Here is a 10,329-nt window from a genome sequence, read left to right on the forward strand (position 1 = left end):
TTCGAAGGATTTCATCAACCGCACGATCGATTCGGCTGACAAAAACACTAATCACCGTGTCCACACTCGCTTTTTTTGAAGCTTTGGCAAACGCTTCGGCACATTTTAATGCTTGATCAACAGAAAATACTAACGTCGCATTGACGGCAATCCCCTCTGAAGCCAAGGCTTCCATTGCCTGATATCCTGCCTCTGTTGCAGGTACTTTGATCATGACATTGGGACGACCGATGCTGCGATGCAATCGTATTCCCTCGGCAATCGTTCCTCCAGCGTCATCACATAAGTATGGATCGACTTCGATACTCACATATCCGTCATCACCTGCATCGTAAAGAGGTCTTAATATGTCCGCAGCCTTTTGAATATCGTACATTGCCACCGCTTCGTATTTTTCTTTAGGAGAGAGATTTCCCAACATTGATAACTGCTCTTTATATGCCGGTGAGGTTAGAATAGCATTTTTAAAGATAGCCGGATTAGACGTTGCCCCGTTCACAATCCCTTTATCAATTAATATTTTAAACTCTCTCTCCAAAAACGTCCGTTCGATAAAATCAGCCCAAAGGGCGAAGCGGGCTTCCGCTATATACATACTATCTCCATGCTAAAAAGTATAACTATTATGCCAAAAAAAAATTAAAAATAGAGGTTAATTCCAACGGTAAAGCGATCTTCTCCATATACCTGCTTTACCGATTCATAACGCAACGACAACGCCCCTCTCGAATTCCATCCCCACTGATTTGTCATCGTCAAACGGCTTCGATCCTTACCATCGATGTAAAAAATATCTCCCGCTTCAAGATGGGTTTTAAACCGATTTCCCCAATTCACGACCAATCCGCCGCTCACTCCCAATCCGGCATCGGACGCAAATCCTGCACGCACTTCCGGTTCACTTAAAAGATAGCCGAAAATCCGTTCATTGCCGATCGATACTCCTGCCCCGACACGTGCGACGAAACTGAGAGTGTCATTCCCGTACTCACGGTCCCATCCTGTTTTCATTCTCCATGAAAACGGTTTAAAAAAATGGCTTACGGGAGCTAATGACGCCAGTGAAAGTATTGTCAAATTTTCAATATGAATTTTATGGCGATCAATTCCGACAGATGCATCAAAAAATTCGATCTGGGCACCGGCAAGATGTCCCGTATCGTCTTCATCCAAATCATGGTATGCCGGTCTCCATCCAATCAGCAAAGGGGAACGGTGATCATACCATCCTTGTTGCACACTGACTCGGGCAGAACGGTGTGCACTGTCAGGATTTGCCTTTAAGCGGATCGGAATATCTACCCCTTCTCCCAAAACGGCACGCGCACTCAACAATCGATGATAACGCTTTGTATACTGCTCCTTGCCTATCTTGCCCTCAATAAAATCGTATTCTACCAGTTCAGCCGCAGCTTCTAGAATGTATCGGCGCTCTTGTTCCGTTAATCCCGACATATTAATATCTGTCTCACCGTTTCGAAGTGACTGAGTAATACGTATTCCTGCCGAAGATAATCGTTCTTCATAAGCCAAAATTTTAGTCCGTTTTGAAGGGCGGAAGTGTTTTTGGGCCACCAAAGACTCTTCTTCGAAAGCTCGAACTGTCTCAGGCGGGATGACGTAATAGAAGAAATGATCCCGTAAATGGACGCTCGGGCGGGCAACTTCCGTAAGCCAAAGCATATTGTAGGAGCAATTTTCATCAAAAAAATAGTACCACGAATTCATATGCTGCAATTCCCAGATATGGCGTACCATCGCCATCACCTCATCATGTGTGAGATTCAGATCGTATTCCCATACATCCCGAGATTCGGAATCTCGATACTCTTTGAGTTTTTCGTAATATGGTAGCATAGAGTAAAATCCGTAATAGCCCCCGGTTATTCCTTTATAGGCAAACAAAAATCCATTTTGATCTTCGGTTTGCGCCGCATAATTGATTGCATAGGACATCAGCTTTGATTCCATTGATGAATCGATACGCAAAAAGGTATGCCCGAACATCGACGCCGGAGAGTTGATGTGCGCACTCGGAAATACCAGCGTCACTTTTTGGGGATCAAGTTTTTCCAACAATGTCTCATACTCATGACATTCACCTGTGCCGAATGAAGTGTTAAGCTCTTTTTCCAGCCATGCACGCCGTGCCGGAAAACGGCAAAATACACTTCCGTCGCTTCGGTTATTATCTTCTGAAAAATATCGGATTGTCGCATCTAATTCAGCGGAAAGATTCGTTTTGCCCTCACTGGCTAAAAAAAAGCGATCATCGTCGATTTCACTCTCCTCTTTGGGAGCATGCATCAACAAATGCCAATAACGAGATTCGGAAAGCTTCTGAATGTGTGCTTGTGCAGTCAGTTCATCGGTCGATGTCGCATAGACCGCTAAACTCAATACACATAATAAAAAAAGAACCGGCAATCAATCACCTTTTTATGCCTTTTCCGGCAAACTTTTTAATCCGTCTTCCTAGCTTCAAAGGGGATATCCCCCTCGAAGATCATCATAGTTACCCTGCGATAGTAGAAACGTTATCCAATACCGTTGCCATGTCTACTTTTTCACTGCTGTAAATAGCATTGTAGTTAGCTTGCAAGGCAGATGCGAATGCCGCTTTATCTTCAACGTTCAATAATTCCGCCAATGTTGAAACGCTCTCACCCTGTCCGATCGCAATTTCACGAGAAAGTTGATCCATATTTGATGCTACGAACTCCGCTGCACGCTCATTCATAACGAATTTTGCTTTTTTACATCCTGATGTTCCTGATGTAATACCGAACGTTTGGTTAGCAGATGTTCCGTTTGTCGTTGCTTGAAGTGCCAACATCACCGCAGAACTGTCATCTTTAATGATTTGTGAACCGAGACCACACCCTGTTTGATTGTTGACGGTAGCAAAACCCGCTGTGCTCAATGCTGCAACAGCAACGACGCTCATCAAAACTTTTTTCATAAAAACCCCTTTTTTAATAAGAATTAACGGAGAGTATAGGGAAGATTCGCTTAAAAAATTCTCATATCCAACAATTTTCTAGTGAAATGTCCTCGCAAGAAACATTCAATCGCTTTAAAAATTCTTTTCTGGATACTTCTTTCGCACCGAGACTTTTTAAATGTGCCGTCGGAACCTGACAGTCGATAAAATCATATCCCCATTCTTGTAGATGATCTACCAAAACGGCAAAAGCGACTTTGGAGGCATTCGATACCTTTGCAAACATCGATTCGCCGCAAAAGACCCCCCCGATGCTTACACCGTATAAGCCTCCGACCAAAGTACCTTCCTGATAGGCTTCAACGCTATGCGCATGTCCGAGAGTATGCAACACTTCATATGCTTCAATCATTTCAGGGACGATCCAACTCCCTTTTTGCCCTTTACGGGGGGCCATAGAGCATTCCCTAACAACCTGCGCGAAATTAGTGTCGAAGCGAATTTCAAAATGGGCCATATTTTTACGCAAAGAACGGCTTAGTTTAAAATCATCCAATTCCAATATCAATCTCGGGTCAGGCGACCACCATAATATCGGGTCATTTGCACTATACCATGGAAAGATTCCCATCCGGTATGCCAGCATCAGCCTTGAGGGAGATAAATCTCCGCCAAATGCCACCAATCCCTCCTCCGAAGCTAATGAGGGATCGGGAAATGAGAGATGATGAGGAAGTTTGGGAATCATACTGCGAAGTTAAAAATCAGCCGATCCGTATAATCGACCGATACTTTTCCTCCCTGAGTCAAACGTCCGAACAATATTTCATCGACCAACGGATCTTTGAGCTTATCGGAAATGACTCTTCCCAGCGGACGTGCCCCCATGTTTTTGTCGTATCCGATTTTCGCGATATAGGCTTTTGCGGCATCGGTCAATGCGACAGCAACTTTTTTAGGTTTCAGCTGTACATTAAGCTCTTTTATAAATTTATCGACGATCCCTTCGACAACGCTCATCGGCAACGCTCCGAATTCGACAACACTGTCGAGTCGATTGCGAAATTCAGGGGTAAAAAAGGCTTTCATCGCCTCATGCCGTGATATCGAACTGTCGGCATTGAATCCCATGACGTTGCGTTCCGTCGCACCGATATTAGACGTCATGATCAAAATCACATTGGAGAAGTTGGCTTTATATCCCGTATTGTCCGTCAATGTGGCATTGTCCATCACCTGTAACAATACATTTATCAAATCGGGATGCGCTTTTTCGATTTCATCGAGAAGCAGTACCATATACGGATGTTTTCGAACCGTCTCGACCAGCATTCCCCCCTGCTCGAACCCGACATATCCGGGAGGTGCACCGATCAATCGGCTTAGCGCATGTTTTTCCATGTATTCGGACATATCAAAACGCTCGAAGTATATTCCCAAGCTTTCCGCCAACGATTTTGCCAATTCTGTTTTTCCGACACCGGTAGGGCCTGAAAACAAAAAAGATGCAATCGGCTTATGCGAAGCACCAAGTCCGGCATACGAGCGTTTGATCGATTTAACAACCTGTGAGACCGCATGATCTTGTCCGATAACAAGCTGTTGAAGGTCCGTTTCGAGAGAAGAGAGTTTTTCACGCGAATCCTCTCCCATTTTCGACGTAGGAATACCTGTCATTTTAGAGATAATCGTTTCGATATCGAGTGGCGTAATGGTCGTACGCTTATGTTTTTTCAGATGAAACGAGGCTCCTGCTTCATCGATTAAATCGATGGCGACATCCGGCAAAAATCGATCCGTTATATATTTTTTGGAAAGTTCGACTGCCGAACGCAACGCTTTATCCGTATACTTAACCCCGTGATGTTTTTCATACCGTTCCCGCAGACCTTTAAGGATTAAGAAACTCTCTTCTTCCGAAGGTTCTCCGACGTCAATGCGGGCGAAACGGCGGCTTAGTGCACGGTCTTTTTCGAAAACCGACCGGTATTCTGCATGTGTTGTCGCACCCATACATTTGATCGCTCCGGATGCCAATGCCGGTTTGAGTTGATTGGAAGCATCCATACTTCCACCCCCCACAGCACCCGCACCCACTATTGTATGAATTTCATCGATAAATAAAATCGTATTGCTCTCTTCCTGCGCTTCATCCATAACCGCTTTGAGCCGCTTTTCGAAATCACCTCGGTATTTTGTTCCGGCGAGCATCGCCCCAAGATCCAGTGCAAATAAACGGGCATCTTTCAAAAGGGCTGGGACTTCACCCGCAACAATACGCAACGCCAATCCCTCGGCGATTGCCGTTTTACCGACACCCGGTTCTCCGATTAAGAGCGGATTGTTTTTCTTTCTACGGCAGAGAGTCTGAATCGTGCGTTCGATTTCATTTACGCGGCCGATTACCGGATCGATTTTTCCTTGACGCACCTGAGCGATCAAATCGATAGCGTATTTATCTAACGCCCCTTCACCCCGGCTCTCTTCAGACGCCATGTCGATACTTCGGTGAGAAATCGCTTCGAGTACGTCCACACGGCTGATTCCGTACTCTTCGAGTAACATACATGCGTAAGTGTGGTGTTCTTCATACACGGCAGCAATTAGATCGCCGACATCGGCATACTCTTTTTGCGCACTTCGTACATGATGCATCATACCGTCAATCATCCGCGCCAATGCAACGGTTTCGAAAGGTTCTTGTTCGACGTCATCGGGCAACGGTTCCATCGTCTGCATCAGATATGCTCCGAGAGCTTCACGGATACGTTCCACATCCGCACCGCAAGTTCGGATAATTGCTTCTCCATCCGGGGAGTTAAGCAAAGAGAGCATAACATGCTCAATCGTTAGATATTCATGACGCTGATGCTTTGCAAACGTTACCGCTTTTTGGAAAATGGCGTTGAGTTCCGTACTTACCATACTTATGCTTCCTCCATGATCGCTTTTAAGGGAAACCCGTTTTCCCTTGCCGTACTGCTCACCTGATGTACTTTCGTTTCAGCGACTTCAAACGGATAAACGCCGCAAAGCCCCCGTCCTTTTTGATGTACTTCAATCATAATACGATGGGCATCCTGAAAATTACGACGAAAAATTTTGATCAGAATGTCGACGACAAAATCCATCGATGTGTAATCATCGTTGAGCAAAAAGACATTATACTGCTTCGGATGACCTACCGTAATATCCAAATCAGTTGAGTGCTCGTGTTTTGTAGCCATTTTGTACTATATCCAATATTGTTAAATGTTTGCTGCATTCAGAAAGTCATCGATAATTGCTTCAGCACTTTCCAAGCCGATGGAAATCCGTATAAGCCCTGGAGTAATTCCCAAGAATTCTTTCGTTTGCTCGTCAAAATCCCGATAGATCGTTGATGCCATATGCAAACCGAGTGTCCGACTGTCCCCGATATTAGCGGTAATCGTTACCAGCTTCGAACGGTTTAAAAATTCGAACGCTTTCTCTTTAGAACCCATATCAATCGTAAACAATGTTCCGCATCCATTTGCAAATTGCGTTCGATACCGCTCATGTTGGGGATGGTTTGTAAGAGAAGGATGATTGATCTGCAATCCATTTTCAGACAATGCTTTTACGACCTTTTCCACTGTCGCCACGATCCGATCCATTCGTAACGGCAATGTCTCGAGTCCTAGCATCGTTATATAGCTTCCAAATCCGTTAGCACTCATCCCGAAATCGCGTAAAGCCCGTTTTTTGGCATTGGCGATCAGGGCCATAGTTCCCATCTTTTTGATAAAAGGGTGCACATCGTTATACCGTTCCCCTTTAAACTTATCCTCTCCTTCTGAAATAGCCCGCATGATCACGGCTCCCCCCAATGCGGACGCATTCCCGGAAATGATTTTCGTCGTCGAATAAACAACCATATCGGCTCCCATCGCTATCGGCGCTACGCTTAAGGGAGTAATAGTATTGTCAACGATGAATGCAACGCCATTTCGGTTTGCAATCTCAGCAATACGGCGAATATCCGGAAGACGCATATTCGGATTGCCGACACTTTCCAAAAAGATGATTTTGGTCGCTGTATTGATAGCCCTTTCGATTGCGTCAAACTCCTCAACGTCAAAAAAATGGGTAGTGATTCCGAAGCGGACCAAGGTTTCCGAGAAATAAGAGTATGTGCCTCCAAAAAGCCCTCCGATACTGATAATTTCATCGCCGGCCTTCAACAAACTCAAAGTTGCCATTGCAACGGCACCCATCCCTGTAGATGCCGCAATCGCTCCTACTCCGTTATCGATGGAGGCCAAAATCTGTTCCAATTGAGCCGATGTAGGATTCCCCATACGTGCATAAAGCGGCTTTTTAATCGAACCGTCAAATATACCCTCTCCCGTCTCACTGTTTCCATAACCGAATGAAGCGGAATTGACCATTACTGGACTGACCGGACCTTCCTTCTTACCGACTTGCTGTACAATGCGGGTTGTAAACTCTTCAAAGCGATTCATCATCTAACCTATATTAAAATTAAGCAATTATAACCAAAAAGGGGATACCCTTGTCCAAACGTATATTTATAAGTGCAACAAATACCGATATCGGAAAAACCTACACTTCAAAATTGCTTATTGCAGCCTTTTCCCGCTTAGGACTGCGGGTAGGTGTTTATAAACCGATTGAAACCGGAGTCACTGCTCTACCGGTGGATGGAAGTACTCTTTTTGAAACAGCCCGCCAATATAATCCGTCATTAGAAGTATTGGATATCCATGATATCGTCACCTTGCAGTTTCCTCTTCCCGCATCCCCGTTCGTTGCCAATGAAGGCAAACCCATCGATTTGTCTAGTTTTGATGCTGCATTGCATAAGATTGAAGCGTTATGCGATATTCTTATTATCGAAGGTGCCGGAGGGCTATTTGTCCCTATCGACGATCAGCACATGATGATCGATCTTCCACGCTATTTTAATGCCGTTACGTTTTTAATCTCACACTGCAATCTCGGCTGTATTAACGATACATTATTAAGTCTGCATGCTTTGGATACTCATAAACTTCCCTATCTTTGGGGGCTGAACTGCAAAGACAACGATCACGGTTTCGAGACAACTTCATTGCCTTATTACCAACATCGGTTTCAAAATTTTTATCGAATAAACCGTGACATCGATGCCATTGCCAAAGCACTTTTGGATACAATTTCGTGAAAGAATAAGGAGAAACCATGCGCCATTTGATTCGGACTGACGATTTTACTACCGAACAAATCCTAAATGTTTTAGGAGATGCAGAACACTATCTCCAAGGGCAATTCGACCCTTTACTCAAAGAAAAGATTATTATCACCCTCTTTTTTGAAAACTCTACGCGCACCAAAAGCTCTTTTGAGATCGCCGCTAAGCGTCTAGGTGCCGAAGTCGTCCATCTGGATGTCCAAAAAAGTTCTACCAAAAAAGGGGAAAGTCTGGTCGATACGGCTGCCAATCTGGATGCTATGGGACCGCATGCGATGATCGTACGTCATGCCCACGCCGGTGTTCCTAATATTCTGGCACAACACACCAATGCTTCTATCATCAATGCCGGAGACGGAGCGCATGCGCATCCAACCCAGGCTCTCTTGGATCTATTTACCCTGAAGCGCCATTTCGGAGACGTCAAAGGGAAAAAAATAGCTATTATCGGTGATATAAAAAACTCCCGTGTTGCTAATAGCAATATTGAATTATTGACACGTTTCGGAATGGACATTACTCTCGTAGCACCGCCTCATTTCCTTCCGGACAGTCATCTTAAAACAACCCATAGTATTCGCGACGTCATCGATAATGTCGATGCAATTATGAGTTTACGGACACAAACCGAACGTCACTCACACCAAACCTACGGTTCTCTAAAAGACTATGCCAGCGATTTTTGTGTTACGCATGAACTTATACAGGATAAGGATATCATTATCCTCCATCCGGGACCGGTACACCGTAATATCGATATCGATGACACCGTTCTCAAAGATTCTCGCTGCAAAGTGCTTGAACAGGTAAGAAATGGTGTAGCTATCCGCATGGCTGTCTTGAAAGCTCTTATTACCTGATGTTCGACCGCTTAAATTCTTTGATTTCGAAAGGCTCGCCTTGCTTTTTTTATACTGATTTTCAAGGTGAAAAGCTATTTTGCTGCCCATTTGAAGAATTGGAAAAACACGATATCGAATTTTCGTTCGAAAATCAGATACCCTCTACCAATGTACCCCATAAACCGATCTATACTCCTGTCACTACTGCATCTTACCATCAAAAATTTAAAGCCGTTCAAGAAGAAATACGTAATGGCAATACCTATTTACTGAATCTGACACAACCCTCTTTTATTCAATCAAAATACACATTAAAAGAGATTTATTTGATGGCACATGCACCCTATAAACTAAGAGTAAAAGATGAATTTGTTTGTTTTTCTCCTGAAGCGTTCATTACGATTGAAGACAACACCATTCATACCTATCCCATGAAAGGGACCATAGATGCATCTATCCCTAATGCCGTACAAAACATCCTAGAAAATCAGAAAGAGTTGGCTGAACACACGATGATCGTCGATCTGCTTCGTAATGACTTGGGAATGGTAGCAGACGGCATAAAAGTGGAAAAGTTTCGTTTTATTACAACGATCGAAACCGGAGAGAAGAAACTGTATCAAGTCAGCTCACATATCAGCGGGAAACTAAACTATGATTGGAAACAAAAAATCGGAGAGATACTTAAAGCGCTTCTTCCGGCGGGTAGTATAAGCGGAACACCCAAAAAAATGACTGTTAATCTCATTCACAGAATAGAAGATTATGACAGAGGAGCTTTTACGGGCATATTCGGTTATTTTGATGGTAAAAACCTCTACAGTGCCGTTGCAATACGTTTTATAGAAAAGAAGAATAGCGACTTAATCTATAAAAGCGGTGGCGGTATTACGGCTGACAGCAATTGGGAAGATGAGTACCGAGAAATGATCGATAAGATTTACATACCCTAACGAACACTAACCTGTGATTTTAATTTAGCGACGGTTTTAGGGCCTATACCTTTGACATTCACCAACTCATTGATATTTTTGAATCCGCCATGTGCTTTACGATATTTGATAATTTCCTGAGCTTTGGTCGGACCAATTCCGTTAATCGTCTGAAGCTGTGCAGAGTTTGCTTTATTAATATTAACTACACCAAATGCAAATGAAAAAAATAACATAAGAGCAAAAATAAGTCTAACCATATTAAACCTTTTAAAATTAATATTATCAATTTTAGCAATTTTAATTGTTTATGTCAATAACATTGGCAAAAAGATAAAGTGATTTTCCCGTAAAACAGAAATGATAGTATTTTTTGTATTTTTGTTGTTGGAACAG

Annotated in this window: 11 protein-coding genes; 3 read left to right on the top strand and 8 right to left on the bottom strand. The window is 43.5% G+C overall.

Annotated elements, in window-relative coordinates; translation table 11 throughout:
* The 7 genes from Q0389_RS13180 to Q0389_RS13210 all read right to left on the bottom strand — a co-directional run.
* Window positions 1–595: transaldolase family protein (locus tag Q0389_RS13180; RefSeq protein ID WP_298694915.1), on the bottom strand; the 595-nt coding region annotated here is incomplete at its 3' end.
* Window positions 596–639: 44 nt separating this feature from the next.
* A complete protein-coding gene (locus tag Q0389_RS13185; RefSeq protein WP_298694917.1) occupies window positions 640–2,427 on the bottom strand; it encodes a DUF4105 domain-containing protein in 1,788 nt (595 codons plus the stop codon).
* Window positions 2,428–2,515: 88 nt separating this feature from the next.
* Entirely contained in the window at window positions 2,516–2,962 is a 447-nt protein-coding gene (locus Q0389_RS13190; RefSeq protein WP_298694919.1) for a DUF3015 family protein, read from the bottom strand.
* A 61-nt stretch (window positions 2,963–3,023) separates the two neighbouring features.
* Complete coding sequence (gene aat / locus Q0389_RS13195) at window positions 3,024–3,692, bottom strand: leucyl/phenylalanyl-tRNA--protein transferase (RefSeq protein WP_298694920.1); 669 nt, start codon at window positions 3,690–3,692, stop codon at window positions 3,024–3,026.
* On the bottom strand, window positions 3,689–5,869 hold the full coding sequence (clpA, locus tag Q0389_RS13200) for an ATP-dependent Clp protease ATP-binding subunit ClpA (protein ID WP_298694922.1): 2,181 nt from the start codon (window positions 5,867–5,869) through the stop codon (window positions 3,689–3,691). The genes aat and clpA overlap by 4 nt, the downstream gene beginning before the upstream one ends.
* 2 nt (window positions 5,870–5,871) lie before the next feature.
* Window positions 5,872–6,171: an ATP-dependent Clp protease adaptor ClpS gene (locus tag Q0389_RS13205; protein ID WP_298694925.1), complete on the bottom strand. Its 300-nt coding sequence runs from the start codon at window positions 6,169–6,171 to the stop codon at window positions 5,872–5,874.
* Between the two features lie 21 nt (window positions 6,172–6,192).
* Entirely contained in the window at window positions 6,193–7,434 is a 1,242-nt protein-coding gene (locus Q0389_RS13210) for an aminotransferase class I/II-fold pyridoxal phosphate-dependent enzyme (protein ID WP_298694929.1), read from the bottom strand.
* 47 nt (window positions 7,435–7,481) lie between these two features.
* On the opposite strand from Q0389_RS13210, the gene bioD reads away from it, so the two are divergent.
* From bioD to Q0389_RS13225, 3 genes are read left to right on the top strand one after another with little or no spacing between them, the layout of a single operon-like run.
* Entirely contained in the window at window positions 7,482–8,132 is a 651-nt protein-coding gene (gene bioD, locus Q0389_RS13215) for a dethiobiotin synthase (RefSeq protein WP_298694931.1), read from the top strand.
* A 17-nt stretch (window positions 8,133–8,149) separates the two neighbouring features.
* A complete protein-coding gene (locus tag Q0389_RS13220) occupies window positions 8,150–9,019 on the top strand; it encodes an aspartate carbamoyltransferase catalytic subunit (RefSeq protein ID WP_298694933.1) in 870 nt (289 codons plus the stop codon).
* Window positions 9,019–9,954: an aminodeoxychorismate synthase component I gene (locus tag Q0389_RS13225; RefSeq protein WP_298694934.1), complete on the top strand. Its 936-nt coding sequence runs from the start codon at window positions 9,019–9,021 to the stop codon at window positions 9,952–9,954. Before Q0389_RS13220 ends, Q0389_RS13225 begins: the two co-directional genes overlap by 1 nt.
* On the opposite strand, the gene Q0389_RS13230 is transcribed toward Q0389_RS13225, so the two are convergent.
* Window positions 9,951–10,193 carry a helix-hairpin-helix domain-containing protein gene (locus tag Q0389_RS13230; protein WP_298694936.1) on the bottom strand — a complete coding sequence of 81 codons (243 nt, stop codon included), beginning with the start codon at window positions 10,191–10,193 and terminating at the stop codon, window positions 9,951–9,953. The genes Q0389_RS13225 and Q0389_RS13230 overlap by 4 nt on opposite strands.
* Between the last annotated feature and the right edge of the window lie 136 nt (window positions 10,194–10,329).

It is taken from the genome of uncultured Sulfuricurvum sp. (genome assembly GCF_937936435.1).
Lineage (GTDB): Bacteria > Campylobacterota > Campylobacteria > Campylobacterales > Sulfurimonadaceae > Sulfuricurvum.

Excerpts from the sequence above, each read along its gene's own strand:
- Q0389_RS13190 (WP_298694919.1), bottom strand. The coding sequence starts at position 2,962 with ATGAAAAAAGTTTTGATGAGCGTCGTTGCTGTTGCAGCATTGAGCACA.
- aat (WP_298694920.1), bottom strand. The coding sequence starts at position 3,692 with ATGATTCCCAAACTTCCTCATCATCTCTCATTTCCCGATCCCTCATTA.
- clpA (WP_298694922.1), bottom strand. The coding sequence starts at position 5,869 with ATGGTAAGTACGGAACTCAACGCCATTTTCCAAAAAGCGGTAACGTTT.
- Q0389_RS13205 (WP_298694925.1), bottom strand. The coding sequence starts at position 6,171 with ATGGCTACAAAACACGAGCACTCAACTGATTTGGATATTACGGTAGGT.
- Q0389_RS13210 (WP_298694929.1), bottom strand. The coding sequence starts at position 7,434 with ATGATGAATCGCTTTGAAGAGTTTACAACCCGCATTGTACAGCAAGTC.
- Q0389_RS13220 (WP_298694933.1), top strand. The coding sequence starts at position 8,150 with ATGCGCCATTTGATTCGGACTGACGATTTTACTACCGAACAAATCCTA.
- Q0389_RS13225 (WP_298694934.1), top strand. The coding sequence starts at position 9,019 with ATGTTCGACCGCTTAAATTCTTTGATTTCGAAAGGCTCGCCTTGCTTT.
- Q0389_RS13230 (WP_298694936.1), bottom strand. The coding sequence starts at position 10,193 with ATGGTTAGACTTATTTTTGCTCTTATGTTATTTTTTTCATTTGCATTT.